This is a genomic window from Pseudomonas sp. MIS38 (genome assembly GCF_019891575.1).
In the GTDB taxonomy this organism is placed as follows: domain Bacteria; phylum Pseudomonadota; class Gammaproteobacteria; order Pseudomonadales; family Pseudomonadaceae; genus Aquipseudomonas; species Aquipseudomonas putida_A.
Genome location: NZ_JAFLXF010000012.1, coordinates 16270 through 35715, shown reverse-complemented (window position 1 = coordinate 35715; position 19446 = coordinate 16270). Strand labels below are relative to the sequence as shown.

The following is a 19446-nucleotide window of genomic DNA, read 5'->3' as shown; positions in this document are numbered from 1 at the left end:
CACGCCGCCCGTTATGAACGCGGGGCGCCTTGCGCGCCCCGTCGATTGAGTAGAAGTTGGAACCTTAGATCGCTTTCAGCGTGCCTTTTGGCAGCGTGGCGGCGATGGCGCCCTTCTGGAACTTCATTTCCACGGTGTCGGAAACTTCCAGAACCACGAAGTCATCGGCCACTTTGGTGATCTTGCCGGCGATGCCGCCGGTGGTGACCACTTCGTCACCCTTCGCAAGGCTGCTCAGCAGGTTCTTCTGCTCTTTGGCGCGCTTGGCCTGTGGACGCCAGATCATCAGGTAGAAGATGACCAGGAAGCCGACCAGGAAAATCCACTCGAAGCCGCCGCCCATTGGGCCTGCAGCAGCCGGTGCAGCTGCGTCAGCCATGGCGTTAGAGATAAAAAAGCTCATTTAGCACTCCAGTTGCAAATGTTGAATCTTGGGGTCAGAAAACTCAGTCCAAAGGCGGAACGGGGAGCCCGCGTTTGGCGTAGAAGGCATCGACAAAGGCGGCCAATGTACCCTGTTGAATAGCCTCGCGCAAACCAGCCATCAGCACCTGATAATGGCGCAAGTTATGGATGGTATTGAGCATGCTGCCGAGCATTTCGCCGCACTTGTCCAGGTGATGCAGATAAGCGCGGGAGAAGTTCTGGCAGGTATAGCAATCGCAGGTCGGATCCAGCGGCGAATCATCATGGCGATGGAACGCGTTACGAATCTTCAGCACGCCTGTATCAATGAACAGATGCCCATTGCGGGCATTACGGGTTGGCATCACGCAATCGAACATGTCCACACCGCGGCGCACACCCTCAACCAGATCTTCCGGTTTGCCAACGCCCATAAGGTAACGAGGTTTGTCAGCCGGCATCATCCCAGGCAGATAATCCAGCACCTTGATCATCTCGTGCTTGGGCTCGCCCACCGACAGACCGCCAATGGCCAAGCCATCAAAGCCGATCTTGTCGAGGCCTTCCAGCGAGCGCATGCGCAGATCCTGGTGCATGCCGCCCTGGACGATACCGAACAGCGCCGCGGTGTTGTCGCCATGGGCGTTTTTCGAGCGCTGCGCCCAACGCAGCGACAGCTCCATCGATACGCGGGCGACGTCTTCGTCAGCCGGGTACGGCGTGCATTCGTCGAAGATCATCACGATGTCGGAACCGAGATCGCGCTGCACCTGCATCGATTCTTCCGGGCCCATGAACACTTTCGAGCCATCGACCGGGGAGGCGAAGGTCACGCCCTCCTCCTTGATCTTGCGCATTGCACCCAGGCTGAACACCTGAAAGCCGCCGGAGTCGGTGAGGATCGGGCCTTTCCACTGCATGAAGTCGTGCAGGTCGCCGTGCTCCTTGATCACCTCGGTGCCCGGACGCAGCCACAGGTGGAAGGTGTTGCCCAGAATGATTTCCGCGCCAGTGGCGACGATGTCACGCGGCAACATGCCCTTGACCGTGCCATAGGTGCCCACCGGCATGAACGCCGGGGTCTCGACGGTGCCACGCGGGAAGGTCAGCCGACCACGACGAGCCTTGCCATCGGTGGCAAGCAGTTCAAAGGACATGCGACATTCGCGACTCATTCTGTTTCCTCTGGGCCTGTGTGTTCAGGGGCAGTCGGGGCGGGATTACGGGTGATGAACATCGCATCACCGTAGCTAAAAAAGCGGTAGCCGTTGTCGACGGCGGCCTTATAGGCGGCCATGGTTTCGGGATAACCGGCGAACGCCGAAACCAGCATCAACAGCGTGGATTCCGGCAAATGGAAGTTGGTGACCAGGGCGTCGACCACATGGAACGGCCGGCCCGGGTAGATAAAGATGTCGGTGTCGCCACTGAACGGCTTGAGCACGCCATCGCGCGCGGCGCTTTCCAGCGAACGCACACTGGTTGTGCCCACGGCAATCACCCGTCCACCACGCGCACGGCACGCGGCAACGGCGTCGACCACGTCCTGGCCGACTTCCAGCCACTCGCTGTGCATGTGGTGATCTTCGATCTTGTCGACGCGCACCGGCTGGAACGTCCCCGCACCGACGTGCAGCGTGACGAACGCGGTCTCGACGCCCTTGGCGGCAATCGCCTCCATCAGCGGCTGATCGAAATGCAGCCCCGCCGTCGGCGCCGCCACCGCCCCCAGGCGCTGGGCGTACACGGTCTGATAGCGCTCGCGATCCGAGCCTTCATCCGGGCGGTCTATATAAGGAGGCAACGGCATGTGCCCGACGCGATCGAGCAGCGGCAGCACTTCTTCAGCAAAGCCCAGCTCGAACAGCGCATCGTGACGCGCGAGCATCTCGGCTTCGCCACCGCCGTCGATGAGGATCTTCGAACCCGGCTTCGGCGACTTGCTGGAGCGCACATGGGCCAGCACGCGGTGCGAATCGAGCACGCGTTCGATGAGGATTTCCAGCTTGCCGCCCGAGGCTTTCTGCCCGAACAACCGCGCCGGAATCACCCGGGTATTGTTGAATACCATCAAATCGCCCGGGCGCAAATGCTCAAGCAAATCAGTGAATTGACGGTGTGCAAGGGCGCCGCTCGGCCCATCAAGGGTCAGCAGGCGACTACCGCGACGCTCGGCCAACGGGTGGCGGGCGATCAGCGAATCAGGAAGCTCGAAGGTAAAGTCAGCAACGCGCATGATGGGGTTCGTCTAGCAGGGCCGGAAAGTCTAGCGGAATTATCAAAAATTGACCATGAAACGTGATTGACCAACGGTAATCACCTCTCTATACTTCGCCGCCATTGAGCCCTGATGGCGGAATTGGTAGACGCGGCGGATTCAAAATCCGTTTTCGAAAGGAGTGGGAGTTCGAGTCTCCCTCGGGGCACCAAAATTAAGAAAGGTCTTGCTTAGCAAGGCCTTTTTTTTCGTCTGTCGGAAAGTGCCCCCTCTCCACTCAATGGCCACCTGCTCACCCGCGATGAGACCGGTTGCGCGATAAACTTGGCGAAGTATTGATCGCTAAAAGCGAAGAACTTCAGACGCTTGCCACAAGCTCAAAGCCTGCTGGCGATTTCTTGCCACACATGGTCGTAGTTGTATTTCAACCAACGAATCAGCAACTTGTCGAACAACCTGCGAAACCAATTACGCTGCCGCGCCACAAGCCTTTCCTCTATCTCGCCCCTGAGCCAATCAGGGTCAAAACCTGTCCAGACAGTCGGCAAGACCGCTGCAATGTTCATAAAGCACACCGGCGCTACTTCTGAATAAAAAATCTCGTAGAGCACCGCTGGATCGACGCCTTTTAGCTGGCATGCGATGTAATCGTAATCAGTGGGAAAATGGTTGAACGGTTCGGACAGTGCAGCTCTAACGTTTGTCAGTTGTGGTTCATTCAGAAAATGCTCCAACGGGAAAACCCCTCCATTTGCGTTCCACTGGCGCGGCGCAGTTCAAACGACGAGCCGAGACAGGAACTCAGATATCTGGATCAGGCGCACGCGGGGCTTGAACAACTCCCCCAAACAAACGCTCAGCTATCTGACGACCTCGTTCCTGGCCCTCCTCCGTCAACCAGATCGATTTGTTCCTGTTTACCGGATTACTGATGAGACCCTGTTCATGCAATCGGTTCATGACTTCAAAATCGAAGCCTTTCCATGCATTGCCGTCGTCGGAACTGAAAGCGGCCAACAGGGCAAGCACAGCCTCTTCAATCAACTTTTCGTCGTATTCCATGATCGTCGCTCCGCTCATATGCCTGAACTATCGTTGAGTTTGTCTGGCAGCTCATACTCGCTGGCCATCCTGAGAAACTCGTTCTGTTGCTTAGGTCATTGAATGTCTCGGCGCTGTCCGTGCAACCTGTTTTGCCTAGGGACTGCACCTGATGCGTCCACTCAGTATAATCACGCACGCCCGCAGCCGGTCTTCCGCCCCGTTGCGACTATCGCTGGTCGTACCGAATTTCAAGACTCAAGCTCAAGAACCTCCAAGGCCAACCATGGAAACGTCACTGGAAACCGTCGCCCTGTTCTCCCTCAAACTCGCTTACGAGGAGGAAGGCCTGAGCCCGATTCTGCGGGATGACATGGTTATGGGTGACTATCAGAAAGACGTTTTCGAACTGCTGGTGCGCCGGGGTGATGTCGAAACCATTCAGTTCAAGATGAACGAGTGCCTGGGCTTGGCGATGGATGCGTTGGGCGGCGTCGAGAAACCGCTGGGGCGGGAGCTGCAAAAGCTGTCAGCCGATTTCAGTCAGGCGCAGTCGCTGGAGCAGCTTGATCAGCCGCTCCTCGCGCTCAAGGGTTATCTGAAAGACATTCTCTGATCAGTTGCTTCACTCGCTGACCTTTCAGCGTCGAGCCTTCAAAACCCGAATATCCGTGGGAAATCCATCCGCCCCCACAAGCTTCTTCCAGCCCACATACTGAAACTCGCCCCGCTCATCGATGTAATCGCCCTTCTCCACCGACCGGCCGCCGACGATCGCCACGCGTTTTTCCTCGCCACAGCCGCCATCCGACGGGCGCACGGTATAGATCACATACGGCTTCACATACTGCGTGGCGCGGAAGTGTTGGCCGCAGATTTCGTCGACGGTGATCAGCATGGTTTTCAGGCGGGCTTCGCCGTCCATGTCTTCGTGGAGTTTGAGGAAGGAGATGTCGCCGACGTCGCTGTAGCCGAGAGAACGGGCGCGTTTGTATTCGGGGGAGTTCTGGTGGGCGATGCGGCCTTGTTCGGCGGCTTGGTTCATTCTGGCGGCGAACTCGGCCTTGCCTTGGGCAATCGTTGCCTCGGCCTGGGCGGCGACGTTTTCGCATTGAGCGAATTCGCGGGAGCCGAGGTATTGGGGCGTCAGGTTCAAGCGGCGCTCATTGATGATCCGCAGGCTGCCTTCCAGATCACCCGCCACCTCAAAGGCGCCAGGTACGCGACCGCTCTGGACGTCGGCCATTTTTTCCTGCATTCGCTGGCAGTTGGCGAGGTAATACTGCCAACTGCTCTCCGGAGGCTCTTTCCAGGCGGCGATTGCCGGAGTAATGGCGCTGGCGAGCGTGATTGCACAGAGCGTGCGCAGAACAGAAGCGACTTTTGACATGCGTAGTCCATTACAGGAATCAAGAAAGTGGCGCGACGCTACTATTTTGCTATCGTGCCGTCCACTGTCGGCAAGGTGCCGAGCGTTTGTACCGTGACGGGTTTCGAAGGATGGATACGATGGATGTTGTGTTTTTCTTTATCGCCTGGATAGGCATGTGGGTCTGGGTCGTCAGGCAGCGTGGTGCGTGGAATCTGCTACTCGCCAATGTGTTGGGTGCGGCCAGCGGCATGATTGTCGGCCTGGTGGTTTCGCAGCTTTGTGTCGGTCTGTTCGGCTCTAGCCGGCCACCGGTCCCGGGGGTCATGGGATCGCTTCTGGAAATGCTGGCGACTGCCGCGGCGCTGACCGGCGTATGGATGCTGGTGGCCCGTCGCTCGCAGGTCGAACACCCTGTCGCGCGTCAGCTACTGGCCGGCCTTTGCGGCGTTGTGGCCGGCATAACGGCGATCATGTTTTTTGTTCAGATCAATCCGCCCAATCTCGGCATGTGAATGTCTTCGTGGCGTCAGACCTCTATTTTGATATCTTGCCGTCCATCTTCAGCACTCACCGCCAGTGGGTGCTGTTTTGCAGGCTATTGAAGGGTTAAGGAAAGGATCGAATGGAGTTTCTGAGTTTTCTGGCATTTATCGCCGCCTGGGGTTTGATGTGGCGCTGGGTGGTGAAAAACCGCGGCAGCTGGAATCTGTTTTACGGCAACATCGTTGGCGCGGCGGGCGGTTTTATCGTCGGCATGGTGGTGCTGTCGATCTTCCTGTCGTTGTTCCCGTCGGCGCATAAAGCCGAAAAGGCGCCAGTCGAAGACGTGATCGCACAGAACGATGTCACCACCAGTCTGTTGCCCGAAGCCGAGTCGGATTCAACGTCCGCGGTGCTGGAAAACGCGCCGGGCTTTGCCGCGATCGAGCCGGATAACCAACCTTCTCCGCCGGATTCCGCACTGCTGCCGAATTACGCCAGCCGGGCGCCGAAATCGATATCGGAAAAAACCGTCCTGGATCAGAGCGACGCGCAGGGCCGTAAAGCGCTCACCGCGCTGCGCGACAAGCTTGGGCAAAATGCCGACAGCGATAAATCGATGCTCGCGTATGTCATGTGCGGCACGGTGGTCACCAGCACACTGCGCTTCCCAGCGTCGGAGCGCTTCGCCGACAGTTCCGCCATTGTCACCAAGCGCTTCAAGGATCAGGTCTACACCCTCAGCAACAAGGTCACCGCGCGCAACATGAACGGCGATGACGTCACTTATCGCTTCGACTGCTCGGTGCAGGAGCAACCCGCGTCCGCCGAATGGCGACTGCTGGCGCTGAAGCTGCAGAAGGCTGACTCTTAAGCCTCGTTTAAGGGTTCAAGGCGCCGGCTGCGCTATCATCGCCAGCCTGTGCGTCTTGAGCTTTGCCCCCTGAATGTCCCCGATACCTGCTGACCTGAATCCGCTGCCTCCCGTCTTGGCCGGCCCACTGCTGCGCCGGCTGGAAACCACGCGCGTGGTGCTGTGGCTGGTCGGTACGCGTCAACTGTCACTGACCTTGCGCCTGCAAGGCGTAGGAGACATTCCTCTCGATGCCGGGAAATGCACAGTCATCCCTGTAGGCCGTCATGCGTTCGTTCATTTGATTGACGTTGTGCTCGACAGCGCCCTGCCCTGTCAGACCGTTGTGGGTTACGACTTGCTGATCGACGGCCAGCAGCGAATTGCCGACTGGGCACCACATCTGGTGTATGGCGATGCTACTTGCCCGAACTTCGTCGTGCGCTCACGGATCGATCAATTGCTCCACGGCTCCTGCCGCAAGCCGCATCATCCGGCGGCAGACGGTCTGCTCTGTGTCGATCAGTTGCTGGCGATAGAAACCGATCCACAACAACGCCCCGCCCTGTTGATGATGAGCGGCGACCAGATCTACGCCGACGATGTTGCCGGCCCGATGCTGCGGGCGATTCATGCGTTGATCGAGCGCCTCGGTCTGTTCGACGAACACCTCGAAGGCGCGGTGGTCAGCGACAGCGCCAGACTCTACGAACACCCGGCCAGCTACTACCACCGTGCGGATTTGTTACCCGCGCTGGAGAGCAACGAGACCTTGCGCGAGCGATTTTTCGGCGGTGCGCGTAAGCCGATCTTCACCAGCAGCAGTGCTGACAATCATCTGGTGACGTTCGCCGAAGTGATGGCGATGTATTTGCTGGTGTGGTCGCCGGTTGCCTGGGCGTTGATCAATCCTGCTGCTCCATCGCTGACACCTGAACGCTTGAAGCGCTACACCCTGGAGCAGACCCGAATCGATGGTTTCAAGGCCGGGCTGGCCAACGTTGCCCGGGCGCTGGCGCACCTGCCGAGCCTGATGATCTTCGATGACCACGACATCACCGATGACTGGAATCTTTCCGCGCAATGGGAGGAAACCGCCTACGGCCATCCGTTCTCCAAACGCATCATCGGCAACGCCTTGATCGCGTACATGTTGTGTCAGGGCTGGGGCAATAATCCGGACGCGTTCAAGGATGTGCTGGAGAACACTCGCCGCCTGAGCGCCAGTGGTGACGATCAATATCTCGACAGCTCGGTGCAGGACGCGCTGATCGATGACTTGCTGCGCTTTCAGCATTGGCATTTCGTGCTGCCGAGCAGCCCGGCGCTGGTAGTGCTCGACACCCGCACCCGGCGCTGGCGCAGCGAGATGGCACTCAAGCAACCCTCCGGTTTACTGGACTGGGAAGCCCTGAGCGAACTGCAGCAGGAACTGCTCGATCACCCGTCAGCGATCATCGTTTCCCCCGCGCCGATCTTCGGCGTGAAGTTGATCGAAACCGTGCAGAAAGTTTTCAGTTGGTGCGGCTATCCCCTGTTGGTCGACGCCGAAAACTGGATGGCTCATCGCGGCGCCGCGCAGGTGATCCTGAACATTTTCCGACACACCCGCACACCCGGGAACTACGTGGTGCTGTCCGGCGATGTGCATTATTCCTTCGTCTACGAAGTACTTATCCGACACCGCAAGGCCGGGCCACGGATCTGGCAGATCACCAGCAGCGGGATCAAGAACGAGTTCCCGAAAACCCTGCTGGAATGGTTTGACCGCCTCAACCGCTGGCTCTATTCGCCGCGCTCGCCGTTGAACTGGTTCACCAAACGCCGACGCATGCGCATCGTGCCCTATACCCCGGAACATGCCGAAGCGGGTGAGCGGCTGTGGAATTCGGCGGGGATCGGGCAAGTGTTTTTCAATGCGCAGGGGCAGCCGAGCGAGATCATTCAGCACAATTCGAACGGGGCGGTGAAGACGCGGATGCTGGCGCCGGAGTTGGGGGATTATCCGGACTGACGTGCACCTATTCCAATGTAGGAGTGAGCCTGCTCGCGATTGCGGTAGGCCATTCAAAATGTATATCGCCTGATACACCGCTATCGCGAGCAGGCTCACTCCTACAGGGGGTTCGTTTGCGCGTCAGTGCGCGATCACGGCACGCCCCACCCCTCTGACAATCATCCCCACCTCCCGCTCATCAATCGTCAGCGGCGGCAGCAGCCGTATCGTCTTGCCACGCGTCACGTTGATCAGCAATCCATGATCCCGCGCCGCAATCAGCGTCAGATCGCGAATCGGCTGTTTCAACTCGATGCCGATCATCAAGCCCTGCCCGCGAATCGCCAACACATTGGGGTTGTCTGCCAGTTCGGCGCGCAGGCGGGTCAACAGGCGCTCACCCTGCACTCTGACGTTCTCCAGCAGCCCCTGTTCTTCGATGATGTCCAGCACCGTGCAGCCGACCCGGCAGGCCAGCGGGTTGCCGCCGAAGGTGCTGCCATGGCTGCCGGGCGTGAACAGGTCCGCCGCTCTGCCCCGCGCCAGACAGGCGCCGATCGGCACACCGTTGCCGAGGCCTTTGGCCAGGGTCATGACGTCCGGCACGATACCTTCATGCTGGAACGCAAACCACTGGCCAGTGCGGCCGATACCGGTCTGGATTTCGTCGAGCATCAACAGCCAGGCGCGCCGATTGCACACTTCCCGCAGGGCTTTGAGGTAGCCGGGCGGCGCCAGTTGCACGCCGCTTTCGCCCTGGATCGGCTCGACCAGAATCGCCACGATGCGCGCGCCATGCTTGTGCTGCAGCTGATCCAGCGCCGCCAGATCACCGAAAGGCACTTTGACGAAATCCCCCGGCAGATCATTGAAGCCCAGGCGCACCGCCGGGCCATCACTCGCCGACAACGTACCGAGCGTGCGGCCATGAAATGCGTTGGCCATGACCACCACCAGCGGCTGTTCGATACCTTTGCTCCAGCCGTACAAGCGCGCAAGTTTCAGTGCAGTCTCGTTAGCCTCAGCACCCGAGTTATTGAAGAACGCGCGATCCATGCCCGACAGCTCAGTCAGCCGTTTGGCCAGTTGCTGCTGCCAGTCGATGCTGTACAGGTTGGAGGTGTGCAACAGCAGCCCCGCCTGTTCGCTAATAGCAGCGACGATCCGTGGGTGCGAGTGCCCTACGTTGGTCACCGCAACCCCGGCGACGGCATCCAGGTATTCACGACCGGCCTGATCCCACAGGCGAGTGCCCAGACCTCTGGTGAAACTCAGAGCCAGCGATTGGTAGGTGTTCATCAGGGCGGCGGTCATGACTTCAAACTCCAGTGAAGGTCGGTGTGTTTGCAGTATGGTTAGCCACCAGAACTGGATAAACTCGGTAAAACTTCAATCATTTAAAAGCAGAGCTTGATAATGGACCTGTTGCAGGCAATGAGCGTCTACGTGAAGGTTGTAGAAGCCGGGAGCATGACGGCGGCCGCGTTGCAGTGCGAAATGTCCACGACCATGGTCGGAAATCACCTGCGCGCACTGGAGCAACGGCTCGGCGTGCAATTGTTGCAGCGCACCACCCGCCGGCAGCGGCTTACCGAGTTCGGCAACGTGTACTACCAGCGCTGTCTGGACGTTCTGGGTCTGGTGGCCGACTCCGAACGCTTGGCCGAACAGGCCCTAGACGAGCCACGCGGCCTGTTGCGCATCACCGCGCCGCTGACCTTTGGTGTCGAACGCCTGGCCCCAGCGCTCAGTGAATTTTCCCTGCAATACCCGCAGGTGAAAATGGATGTGGTGCTGACCAACCGCCGCCCGGATCTGCTGGAAAGCGGCCTCGACGTAGCGTTTCGGCTGGGACATTTCGAGCAGTCGAACCTGATCGCCCGGCCGCTGATCGACTACACCCTGACCGTGTGCGCTTCGCCGGCTTACGTCGCCCGACGCGGCATGCCGATCACCCCGGAAGACCTGCAACAACACGACTGCCTGTCGTTCGCCTACCCTGCCGGCGACGACTGGCAATCAGTGGAAAAACGCTGGCGCCTCAGCGGCCCGGACGGCGAGATTCTGGTCGACGTCAGCGGCCCGATGCTGATGAACACCTCCGCCGGCCTTCATCAGGCAGCACGCACCGGCATGGGCATCGTCATGCTGCCGGATGCGCTGGTGGAACAGGATCTGCGCGACGGCAAACTGGTGACGGTGATACCCGATTACCAGCCACCGAGCCGCCCTTTGCATTTGCTCTATGCCCCGGATCGTTATCGTTTGCCCAAGCTGCGGCGCTTCGTCGAATTCGCAATGCAAACCTGGGGCAGATCCTGACTCAATTGCTATCGACTACGCTCCGGTGATTGCCGACAAGGATGCTGTTATCGATGAGAAACGACCTTACCGTACGCGATCTGTTGCCCGACGAAGTGGAGCCAGTTCGGCTGTTTCTCGGCCTACATGGCTGGGGACACCGAACAGGCTCCAGCGACTACTTCACTCAACTGATCGAAAACTCGCAACGCACTGCCGTCGCACTGAGCGGCGAAAAAATCATCGGTTTTGCCCGAGGCATCACCGATGGTTTGTCCAACGGTTATCTGTCGATGGTCGTAGTTGATGGCCAGCATCGGCGCGCCGGCGTCGGGCGCGCACTGGTCGAGCATGTCATGGGGGACAACCCCGAGATCACTTGGGTACTACGCGCCGGGCGCGAAGGTGCGGAGGCGTTTTTTGCCAGTTTGGGGTTTGAAACATCGGTAATTGCCATGGAGCGACCGCGCTTGAAATAACCGCCGCCGAACATGGCAACCGCTATGATTCATCTTCTCTTTCAAGCACGGACGCCAATTGATGCTGATCACTCTGCAAAACACCCCTCTGTGGGTTTATGCGGTTTTCCTGGTACTCGTTTATTTCGGGATCAAGGCTCGCACGCCCAGCCCCAAAAGCCGTTTAGCAATGCTGGTCACACCACCAGTGTTAATAGCCTGGTCTCTCTTCTCAATAAATCTGACGCTTAACCCAGTCCTGTCCCTCAGCTGCTGGATTGGCGCCCTCTTGCTGGGCGGCGTTACGGCATGGCTAATGTTTTCGGCGCAATACGTGACGCTTGATGATTCGCAAACGGGACTGATCTTGCCCGGCACTTGGAAAGTGTTGATGTTGTACCTGTTGTTTTTTGCCGTGAATTACTACTTCGGTTATCAGGATGACGTGCATCCGGAGCAAGCCTCTGCTCTGGATACGCTGCTGTTCAAAGCTGCAGCGTCAGGTTTCGTCTGTGGGTTGATCGGCACTCGTTCGCTGAAGTACTACCGTTTGCTGCGCACGCTTCAGTCCCAACGCCGGCAAATAACCTCGCAGTAATTCAGGAACCACTTTTCACTAACACTGGTTTCTCCTGATAACGCTGCGCAAACAACTGCTTCAACTGCGCGACCTTGGGCATGTCGTTGATCACGATGTACGGATAGCTTGGGTGTTCGGTGAGGAAATCCTGGTGATAGTCCTCCGCCGGGTAGAAGCCGTTGTAGGTTTCCAGTTGGGTGACGATCGGTTTGCTGTAGGCATGCGCGGCGTCAAGTTGGGCGATGTAGGCCTGGGCCACCCGTTGTTGATCGGCATTGACCGGGAACAGCGCCGAGCGATATTGCGTGCCGCTGTCCGGCCCCTGGCGGTTGAGTTCGGTCGGGTTGTGGGCCACCGAGAAGTAGATCTGCAGCAGGCTGCCGTAACTGACTTGCGTCGGATCGAAGGTAACTTGCACGGACTCGGCGTGACCGGTATCGCCTTCGCTGACCCGCTCGTATTGTGCCGTGTTCGCTGCGCCGCCGGCATAACCGGAGACGGCTTTCTGCACGCCTTTGACGTGCTGGAAAACCCCTTGCACGCCCCAGAAACAACCACCGGCGAACACCGCGGTTTCACTGTGCGCCTGAGTGGTTTCGTCGAGGGCTGGCGGCGGGATGGCCACCGCATCCTCGGCGCCGAAAGAGAACGCCGAGCACTGACCGATCACACCTGCCATGGCGACGCCGAGCAATGCACGACGCCAGTTGTTTTGAGCTTTCATGTTGCGCACTCCCGATCAGCCGAAGGTGAAGGCGTAAGCCGATACGCCCGGGTCAAGAAATTCGATGGTGAAGGTCCGATCCTTCACCTCGTCCGTTTGCCGCACCAATTGGTACAAGCGCTGTTCGGTCACGCGACCGCTGCCATCCGCGGCGACATCGACTCCGTGGGCATCACCCGGCGCCTGACCGTCAATTGACACTTTGAAACGCACCGGTTTGCCATCTGCGCCCGGCCCCAGTACCAAATGCAGATCGCGGGCGTGGAAGCGATAGACGATGCGACTGGCCGGCGCACTGGCGGTGGCGCGCTCGGCACCGACGGCCCACTGGCCGCCAAGGCTCCAGTCATTCAGGGTCAGGTTGGCGGGTGGGTTATAGGTCGCGACCTTATCAGGCACCAGCCCGGTTTCCGGTACGAAATGTTCCGCACGCTGGTAACCGACGTAGGTTTCCGGTGACAGCACCTGATTCATGTCCGGCGCCTGTTGCACGCCTTGGGCATCGGCGTTGATCAAGCCGTCGGCGACGGTTTTCGCCCCGGCCTCACGCAGCAACTGCTGTATGACCCGTTCCGATTCGGCGTAATCCCCTTCGCCAAAATGGTGGTAACGAATCCGTCCTTGAGCATCGGCAAAATAATGCGCCGGCCAGTATTCGTTGTTGAAAGCACGCCAGATTTTGTAGTCGTTATCGATGGCGACCGGATAGTTGATACCCAGCTCCTTCATGGCTTTAGTGACATTGCCAACATCGCGCTCGAAAGCGAATTCCGGGGCGTGCACGCCAATCACTACCAGGCCTTGATCGCGGTACTTTTCCGCCCAGGCTTTGACGTATGGCAAGGTGCGCAGGCAGTTGATGCAGGAGTAGGTCCAGAAATCCACCAGCACCACTTTGCCCTTCAATGCCTGGGCGTCCAGCGGTGGCGAATTGAGCCATTGCACGGCGCCATTGAGCGGCGGCAACTGGCCTTCGACCGGTAGTGTTCCCGGTGCCTTCTCGGCAACTTTCATCGCCCCGCCGGCAGCAGGAATCTGCGCCATCATGGTTCCGTTGCCCGTCGGCGATTTGCTGGTCAGCTTGCCGACCAGCGCCTGTTCAATCCCGCCCGTGGAAGCCGTCGACAGCCGCGCCAACAGCCCGGTGTCGAGGCCCAGCGCAATCGCTGCGACACCCGCCAGCATCGCCGCCCCCAACCCGCGCCGGATCCACTCCCCCGTACCGATCGAGCGCTTCATCAACGCAAAGACCTTACTGCCCAGCAGCAGCGCCGCCGCCAGTGAAGTCGCGGCGCCCGCCGCGTAGGCGAGCAACAACAGCGTGGTGGCGATGCTTGCCCCTTGCAGCGCGGCTCCGGTCAGAATCAAACCGAGGATGGGCCCGGCGCACGGTGCCCAGAGCAGACCCGTGGCGACGCCAATCAGAAACGAGGCGCCGGGACGCGGACGATTGTCCTGGCCCGCGGCTTCGGACAGCCGACTGCCGGCCGACACCAGCGGCCGCGTCAGGCGCTCGGCGAGGCGCGGCAGCAGCAGCGTCAGCCCGAACAGTGCAACGAACAGCAACGCGAGCCAGCGCCCGTACTGATTGACTTGCACCACCCAACCGCCGCCCACCGCCGCCAGTGTGGCGACGAGGGCGAAAGTCAGCGCCATCCCGGCCAAGAGCGGCAAGCCACTCTTGATAAACGGCTGCCCGGTGCGAGCGAAGACAAAAGGCAGAACAGGCAGGATGCACGGACTGACGATCGTCAGCACACCGCCCAGATAAGCGAGAACCAAGAGCCACATGGTGTCGTCCTGTAGAAAGTGAACATCGAAAAATGGCCATGGCTCATGCCGCCACGGGTTTGAACGTCATCGCCAGGCCATTCATGCAATAGCGCAGGCCGGTGGGTTTCGGGCCGTCGTCGAACACATGTCCCAAGTGCCCGCCGCAGCGTCGGCAGTGCACTTCATTGCGTGACATACCGAACGATCGGTCCTGACGCGTGGCCACCGCATGTTCCAACGGTGCCCAGAAACTCGGCCAGCCCGTGCGGCTGTCGAACTTGGTCGCCGATGAAAACAGCGCCAGATCACAACCCGCGCAGGCGAATGTGCCGTTGCGATGCTCGTCGTTGAGCGGGCTGGTATAGGCCCGTTCGGTGCCTTCATCGCGCAGGATGGCGTACTGCTCGTCCGAGAGCAGCGAGTGCCATTCACTGTCGCTGTGGCTCACCTCGAAAACCTCATCGGCATGGGCTTGCTCGATCAGTGCGGAGCCCGAAGAAAATTTTGGCAATACACCCGCCACCAGAGCTGCAACCCCCAGCCCGCCGCTCGCTACGAGAATCTGTCGCCGTGAAAACATGGCCGTCTCCAAAAATTCCAGGTGCCTGTCATGGAACACAGCCTAGGCTTGGGTTGATCGCCAAATCCTCACGGGAAGTTAACGAATTCGTGATAACTCGCCCCGAGGAAAACCCGCACAATGCGCTCACTGCGCCGAAGGATTGAGCTTGATGGAATTAACCAGACGCATCCTCGTGGTCGAGGATGACCAGCACATCGCCGACTTGATTTGCCTGCACCTGCGCGATGAGCATTACGACGTCGTGCACTGCGCCGATGGCGACGAAGGCATGCGCCTGTTGCAACAGGGACAATGGGATGCACTGATCCTCGACCTGATGCTGCCGGGGGTCGACGGCCTGGAAATCTGCCGCCGCGCCCGGGCGATGGCGCGCTACACGCCGATCATCATCACTAGCGCCCGCTCCAGCGAATTGCACCGCATTCTGGGTCTGGAACTGGGTGCCGACGATTACCTCGCCAAACCGTTTTCAATGCTGGAACTGGTGGCTCGGGTCAAAGCCTTGCTGCGCCGGGTCGACGCCATGGCGCGCAACCTGAAGATGGACGCCGGCAGCCTCAGTCTCGATGGCCTGAGCATCGACCCGATCACCCGCGACGTCGCCCTCAACGGTGCGCGGCTGGACCTCACTCCGCGAGAGTTCGACTTGCTGTATTTCTTCGCCCGACAGCCGGGCAAGGTGTTCTCACGCATGGACCTGCTCAACGCGGTATGGGGTTACAGCCACGAAGGCTACGAGCACACGGTCAACACCCACATCAATCGCTTGCGGGCGAAAATCGAAAGCGATCCGGCGCAACCGACCCGCATCCTCACCGTGTGGGGCCGAGGCTATAAATTCAGTACGGAACAACCATGAAACTGACCCTGTCGCAGCGCCTGTCGCTGGTGTTCGCCGTTTTGCTGCTGGTGTGCTGCGGCACCTCGGCATGGCTGCAGGTGCGCTCCAGCAAGATGCATGAACTGGAAGTGGTGCAAGGCCTGTCGCGGGATCTGGCGCAGCACATCGCCCATGACACGGTGCTGATGGACAGCCATGGCCTGATGCCCGGCGCCGTGCGCGAACTCTTCAGCAAGCTGATGCTGGTCAACCCGAGTGTCGAGGTGTACCTGCTCGACCCCGAGGGACGGATTGTCGGCAATGCGGCGCCGGAAGGACATCTGCGCCGTGAGACGGTTGATCTGGCGCCGATCCGCCGCTTGCTCAATGACCAGCCGTTGCCGATCCTCGGCGATGACCCGCGCAGTGCCGACGGGCGCAAGGTCTTCAGTGCCGCGCCGTTACGGGTCAACGGCAAGCCCGCCGGTTATCTGTACGTGGTGTTGCTCAGTGAAGAACACGATCGCTTCGCTGAACGTGGCGCGACCAGTGCCGCGCTCAACACTGCATTGCTGTCGATCGGACTGGTCGCATTGCTATGCCTGATCGCCGGTCTCACGGCGTTCAACCTGATCACCCGGCCACTGCGCCGATTGACCGAAACCGTCAGCTGCTTCGACATTGATGGCACGCCGCAACCTCTGCCCGCTCCGTCAGCAGCTGTGGATAAAAGCGCTGACCCGGATGAGATCGCCGTGCTTGATGGCGCCTTCCGCCAAATGCAAAAACGCCTCGGTGAGCAGTGGCGCTCGTTGACCCGCCAGGATCAGGAGCGCCGTGAACTGGTGGCGAATATCTCCCACGACCTGCGCACACCGCTGGCCTCGCTGCACGGCTATCTGGAAACCCTGTCACTCAAAGACGCCACACTCACCGCCGATGAACGCCGGCGTTATCTGGGCATCGCGCTGGATCAAAGCCGCAAGGTCGGCGGGTTGGCGCAATCGCTGCTGGAGCTGGTGCGTCTGGAGCACGGTTTCGTGCAACCGGTACTGGAACGCTTCTCGCTGATCGATCTGCTGCAGGACATCTTCCAGAAATTCGAACTGGGCGCCGAAGCACGCCACGTCGAACTCAAGGCCAGCTTCGGTCCGAACCTGCCGACGGTGTGCGCCGACCTCGGGTTGATCGAACGGGTGCTGACCAACCTGGTGGATAACGCTTTGCGCCACACGCCTGCGGGCGGTGAAATCGAGCTCGACTTGAAACCCCAGGGCGCCTTGGTCGAAGTCACGGTCAGCGACTCCGGCCCCGGCATCGCTCCGGATCTGCGCGAAGGTCTGTTCCTGCGTCCGTTCAATATTGGTGGGGCGCGGCGTGACGGTGGACTGGGTCTGCGCATCGTCCACCGCATCCTGCAACTGCACGGGCGTGAGATTCAGTTGATCGATGTCGCCGGGCGCGGGGCGACTTTCCGCTTCACGCTGCCGACCGATCAGCAAACCGCTGAACAGTGGATGGTGCGCTCGATGAACCTGAACACGCCGGACAAATAATCCGCACCACCGGACTGTTGTTCCGTGACAACGCCGCCCCGCTCCCCTAAATTAACCGGCCTGAAAAAGACCTCGCGCTTTCTCGTTTCCACTCAAGTTAAAAAAGTAGTGAAATTTCAATGTCCGATTTCAACACCGCTGAATCCGTAGTCACCGAATCGTCCAAAGCGGAATACGAAAACTCCATCAATCTTTCACAACACCTTCCACAAGCCAAAATCATCAGCGAGATGGTGCTGGATGCTTTCCAGTCGACCCGCGAAAGTGACCAGATCCGCGAGCTGCGCGCCGCGATCCGTCAGGCGCACGACAGCTTCGATGACGACAAGGCCTACGAGCTGATGGGCGAACTCAAGCGCCTCAAGGACGCCGAGGCCGCCGACATCGCCGCCCTCGAAGACCTGAGCAGCAAGTTTTCAATCGGCCGCATCCTGTCCTGCTTCAAGGACGATCCGGCGTTCCAGGAAATCGTTTACGGCCTCGCGCTCAAAGTGCTGAATCAGACCCACCAGGCGATCAGCAACCCGAGCGGCGGCAAGAGCAAGGCTGCCAAGAAGAAAGAACTGGAAATCTTCACCATCAGCAAGGACGGCAGCAGCGTAACGCTGCCGCTGCGCACGCCGCGTTCGCGTCTGAACGTTGACCGTGAAGCGCTGGAGTTCCTCGGTTTCACCTTCATCGGTGAAGGCGAAGAAGCCGAGTTGGAGGGCGAGACCTTCATCGACAACGCCGGCACCGAACACGCGATCAACCGCAAGAACATCATCACCGCCCTGCAACAGCAAACCGCGTTCGATGGTTACAGCATCGCCGCGCAGTAATCCCGGCACCGACAAAAAAGCCCCGCTCTGAGATTCAGGCGGGGCTTTTTGTTGGGCGGCGTAACGGTCAGACTTCCGGCTGCACCGCCACGATCATGTCGACTTCAACCGCGGCGTTCTTCGGCAACTGATAGACACCGACCGTAGTGCGGGTGTGCCGGCCGGCATCGCCGAGCACATGGCTGAACACGTCCGATGCACCGTTGGCCACCTCGCTCAGGTCAACGAAGTCCGGGGTCGACTTCACATACACCGTGACCCGCAACAACGCCCGAATCTTGTCCAGCGAACCCACCGCATCGACAATCAGCGCCAGGCAGCGCATGGCACTGATGCTCGCGGCGGCCTGGGCGTCCTTGAGGGTCAACTCCAACCCCACGCGACCGGGATACAGAATCCTGCCATTGACCCGCGGCACCATGCCGCTGATGTACAACTCATCGCGATGACGGATCAGCGGCGCGTAATTGCCGCCGGCGGTGTTCTCGCCATAGATGTCGTAGTTCAGCTCGTGTGCCAGGGCAATGAAACGTTCGTCGCAGGTCATCCTCTCAGTCATTTCGCCCAGCCTTTTGATCAGTGCATGAAGAATCGCGGAGTGGAACAGTTGAGCGCCGAGGAAGTGGCATGGCGCTATCACTGAAGACTGGATCCAAATCTAGGTGGTTTGCGGCGATACCGCAACCTGTCGTTCTGGACGAAAAACCCCGCGACTCTATCGAATCGCGGGGCTTGATGACCTATATCAACGAACTATCTACACAGCGCCCAAGCGCTCAACCATATCAGGGAATTTCTCCACCAAGCGGATCAACAGTGCCGCCTGAGCATTGGGCTTGGACTTCTCCTGCTCCCAATTCCTCAATGTGCTCGGGCTGGTCCTGATTCGCTTTGCAAATACCGCTTGTGACATGTGCAATTTTTCACGCAGTGCAACGATCTCTTGTGCACCAACCTCGGGAACCGGTTTGTCCTCGACGACCGTATTGCGCAGCGTAATTTTACCTTCGCGATGGGCCGCCATCTCTTCAACGCCCTGCATCAGTTCCGCAAACAGGTCGCGTTTTTTCATGAGGCACCTCTTTTTCTCAACTCTATCTCAATGGCTTTTTTGAGCGCCTTCTCTTTCTCGGCGGACAGATTCTCAAGCTCATCTTTGTCATAAATCGCAAACATCCAGAACTGACGATCATTCATAAGCCAATAGTAGATGACCCGCAAGCCACCTCGTCGGCCTTTGCCACGTCGTGCATCAGACCAACGTACTTTTCGGAAGCCACCAGTCCGCGGTATTACGTCGCCCGCCGCTGGATTGCACTGCAGATAACTCTGCAACTCCCGATACTCATTGTCCGTCAGGTAACGACCAACGCTCGCGGTGAATATTGTGGTTTCAAAAAATACGGTTCGCATGGGCAAACTATAGGCAAATTGCCTATAGACAGACTATCAACAAATTCGACCT

The 19446-nt window shown here is 59.3% G+C and carries 23 protein-coding genes and 1 tRNA gene; 11 read left to right on the top strand and 13 right to left on the bottom strand.

Annotated elements, in window-relative coordinates; all coding sequences use genetic code 11:
• Window positions 1-64: 64 nt before the first annotated feature.
• From yajC to queA, 3 genes are read right to left on the bottom strand one after another with little or no spacing between them, the layout of a single operon-like run.
• Window positions 65-403 carry a preprotein translocase subunit YajC gene (yajC, locus tag J1G18_RS15230; RefSeq protein WP_003227923.1) on the bottom strand — a complete coding sequence of 113 codons (339 nt, stop codon included), beginning with the start codon at window positions 401-403 and terminating at the stop codon, window positions 65-67.
• Window positions 404-446: 43 nt separating this feature from the next.
• Complete coding sequence (tgt, locus tag J1G18_RS15225) at window positions 447-1562, bottom strand: tRNA guanosine(34) transglycosylase Tgt (RefSeq protein ID WP_161794909.1); 1116 nt, start codon at window positions 1560-1562, stop codon at window positions 447-449.
• A 14-nt stretch (window positions 1563-1576) separates the two neighbouring features.
• Entirely contained in the window at window positions 1577-2641 is a 1065-nt protein-coding gene (gene queA / locus J1G18_RS15220; RefSeq protein ID WP_121187070.1) for a tRNA preQ1(34) S-adenosylmethionine ribosyltransferase-isomerase QueA, read from the bottom strand.
• 108 nt (window positions 2642-2749) lie between these two features.
• Between queA and J1G18_RS15215 the strand changes: the two genes are divergently transcribed.
• Window positions 2750-2834, top strand: a tRNA-Leu gene (locus J1G18_RS15215).
• Between the two features lie 166 nt (window positions 2835-3000).
• Here the strand turns inward: J1G18_RS15215 and J1G18_RS15210 are convergent.
• Both J1G18_RS15210 and J1G18_RS15205 read right to left on the bottom strand, forming a co-directional pair.
• Window positions 3001-3357, bottom strand: a complete 357-nt coding sequence (locus J1G18_RS15210) for a hypothetical protein (RefSeq protein WP_223008007.1) — start codon at window positions 3355-3357, stop codon at window positions 3001-3003.
• A 67-nt stretch (window positions 3358-3424) separates the two neighbouring features.
• A complete protein-coding gene (locus tag J1G18_RS15205; protein WP_027612145.1) occupies window positions 3425-3685 on the bottom strand; it encodes a DUF6429 family protein in 261 nt (86 codons plus the stop codon).
• Window positions 3686-3950: 265 nt separating this feature from the next.
• Between J1G18_RS15205 and J1G18_RS15200 the strand changes: the two genes are divergently transcribed.
• A complete protein-coding gene (locus J1G18_RS15200; protein ID WP_135296506.1) occupies window positions 3951-4280 on the top strand; it encodes a hypothetical protein in 330 nt (109 codons plus the stop codon).
• Window positions 4281-4304: 24 nt separating this feature from the next.
• Here J1G18_RS15200 and J1G18_RS15195 read toward each other — a convergent pair whose 3' ends face one another.
• The gene (locus J1G18_RS15195; protein WP_223008006.1) at window positions 4305-5054 is read right to left on the bottom strand and encodes a hypothetical protein; all 750 of its coding nucleotides are present in this window, start codon (window positions 5052-5054) and stop codon (window positions 4305-4307) included.
• Window positions 5055-5173: 119 nt separating this feature from the next.
• Here J1G18_RS15195 and J1G18_RS15190 point away from each other — a divergent pair, with 119 nt between their 5' ends.
• The 3 genes from J1G18_RS15190 to J1G18_RS15180 all read left to right on the top strand — a co-directional run bounded on the left by J1G18_RS15190 (window position 5174) and on the right by J1G18_RS15180 (window position 8383).
• On the top strand, window positions 5174-5548 hold the full coding sequence (locus tag J1G18_RS15190; RefSeq protein WP_049827877.1) for a hypothetical protein: 375 nt from the start codon (window positions 5174-5176) through the stop codon (window positions 5546-5548).
• 110 nt (window positions 5549-5658) lie between these two features.
• A complete protein-coding gene (locus J1G18_RS15185; protein ID WP_223008005.1) occupies window positions 5659-6390 on the top strand; it encodes a hypothetical protein in 732 nt (243 codons plus the stop codon).
• Between the two features lie 73 nt (window positions 6391-6463).
• A complete protein-coding gene (locus J1G18_RS15180; protein WP_223008004.1) occupies window positions 6464-8383 on the top strand; it encodes an alkaline phosphatase D family protein in 1920 nt (639 codons plus the stop codon).
• Window positions 8384-8506: 123 nt separating this feature from the next.
• On the opposite strand, the gene J1G18_RS15175 is transcribed toward J1G18_RS15180, so the two are convergent.
• Window positions 8507-9679, bottom strand: a complete 1173-nt coding sequence (locus J1G18_RS15175; RefSeq protein WP_223008003.1) for an aspartate aminotransferase family protein — start codon at window positions 9677-9679, stop codon at window positions 8507-8509.
• Between the two features lie 102 nt (window positions 9680-9781).
• Here J1G18_RS15175 and J1G18_RS15170 point away from each other — a divergent pair, with 102 nt between their 5' ends.
• From J1G18_RS15170 to J1G18_RS15160, 3 genes are all read left to right on the top strand, one after another.
• Window positions 9782-10687: a LysR family transcriptional regulator gene (locus tag J1G18_RS15170; RefSeq protein ID WP_134787282.1), complete on the top strand. Its 906-nt coding sequence runs from the start codon at window positions 9782-9784 to the stop codon at window positions 10685-10687.
• A 53-nt stretch (window positions 10688-10740) separates the two neighbouring features.
• Window positions 10741-11145: a GNAT family N-acetyltransferase gene (locus J1G18_RS15165; RefSeq protein ID WP_135296511.1), complete on the top strand. Its 405-nt coding sequence runs from the start codon at window positions 10741-10743 to the stop codon at window positions 11143-11145.
• 61 nt (window positions 11146-11206) lie between these two features.
• A complete protein-coding gene (locus J1G18_RS15160) occupies window positions 11207-11722 on the top strand; it encodes a hypothetical protein (protein ID WP_135296512.1) in 516 nt (171 codons plus the stop codon).
• Between the two features lies 1 nt (window position 11723).
• On the opposite strand, the gene msrA is transcribed toward J1G18_RS15160, so the two are convergent.
• Genes msrA through msrB form a run of 3 tightly spaced genes read right to left on the bottom strand, consistent with a single transcriptional unit; the run spans window position 11724 to window position 14781 of the window.
• The gene (gene msrA / locus J1G18_RS15155) at window positions 11724-12428 is read right to left on the bottom strand and encodes a peptide-methionine (S)-S-oxide reductase MsrA (protein ID WP_223008002.1); all 705 of its coding nucleotides are present in this window, start codon (window positions 12426-12428) and stop codon (window positions 11724-11726) included.
• A 15-nt stretch (window positions 12429-12443) separates the two neighbouring features.
• The gene (locus J1G18_RS15150) at window positions 12444-14219 is read right to left on the bottom strand and encodes a cytochrome c biogenesis protein DipZ (RefSeq protein ID WP_223008001.1); all 1776 of its coding nucleotides are present in this window, start codon (window positions 14217-14219) and stop codon (window positions 12444-12446) included.
• Window positions 14220-14262: 43 nt separating this feature from the next.
• Window positions 14263-14781 carry a peptide-methionine (R)-S-oxide reductase MsrB gene (gene msrB / locus J1G18_RS15145; RefSeq protein WP_223008000.1) on the bottom strand — a complete coding sequence of 173 codons (519 nt, stop codon included), beginning with the start codon at window positions 14779-14781 and terminating at the stop codon, window positions 14263-14265.
• Window positions 14782-14932: 151 nt separating this feature from the next.
• On the opposite strand from msrB, the gene J1G18_RS15140 reads away from it, so the two are divergent.
• From J1G18_RS15140 to J1G18_RS15130, 3 genes are all read left to right on the top strand, one after another.
• A complete protein-coding gene (locus J1G18_RS15140) occupies window positions 14933-15643 on the top strand; it encodes a response regulator transcription factor (RefSeq protein ID WP_223007999.1) in 711 nt (236 codons plus the stop codon).
• Window positions 15640-17160, top strand: a complete 1521-nt coding sequence (locus J1G18_RS15135) for a sensor histidine kinase (RefSeq protein ID WP_223007998.1) — start codon at window positions 15640-15642, stop codon at window positions 17158-17160. The genes J1G18_RS15140 and J1G18_RS15135 overlap by 4 nt, the downstream gene beginning before the upstream one ends.
• Before the next feature lie 119 nt (window positions 17161-17279).
• Window positions 17280-17981 (top strand): hypothetical protein, encoded by a 702-nt coding sequence (locus J1G18_RS15130; RefSeq protein WP_135296518.1) that lies wholly within the window; start codon window positions 17280-17282, stop codon window positions 17979-17981.
• A gap of 67 nt (window positions 17982-18048) precedes the next feature.
• Here the strand turns inward: J1G18_RS15130 and J1G18_RS15125 are convergent, their stop codons facing one another.
• The 3 genes from J1G18_RS15125 to J1G18_RS15115 all read right to left on the bottom strand — a co-directional run bounded on the left by J1G18_RS15125 (window position 18049) and on the right by J1G18_RS15115 (window position 19394).
• Window positions 18049-18540 carry a RidA family protein gene (locus J1G18_RS15125; RefSeq protein ID WP_223007997.1) on the bottom strand — a complete coding sequence of 164 codons (492 nt, stop codon included), beginning with the start codon at window positions 18538-18540 and terminating at the stop codon, window positions 18049-18051.
• A gap of 198 nt (window positions 18541-18738) precedes the next feature.
• Window positions 18739-19053, bottom strand: coding sequence for a helix-turn-helix domain-containing protein (locus tag J1G18_RS15120; protein ID WP_047599259.1), 315 nt, complete (start codon window positions 19051-19053; stop codon window positions 18739-18741).
• Window positions 19050-19394, bottom strand: coding sequence for a toxin (locus J1G18_RS15115; protein ID WP_223007996.1), 345 nt, complete (start codon window positions 19392-19394; stop codon window positions 19050-19052). The genes J1G18_RS15120 and J1G18_RS15115 overlap by 4 nt, the downstream gene beginning before the upstream one ends.
• Between the last annotated feature and the right edge of the window lie 52 nt (window positions 19395-19446).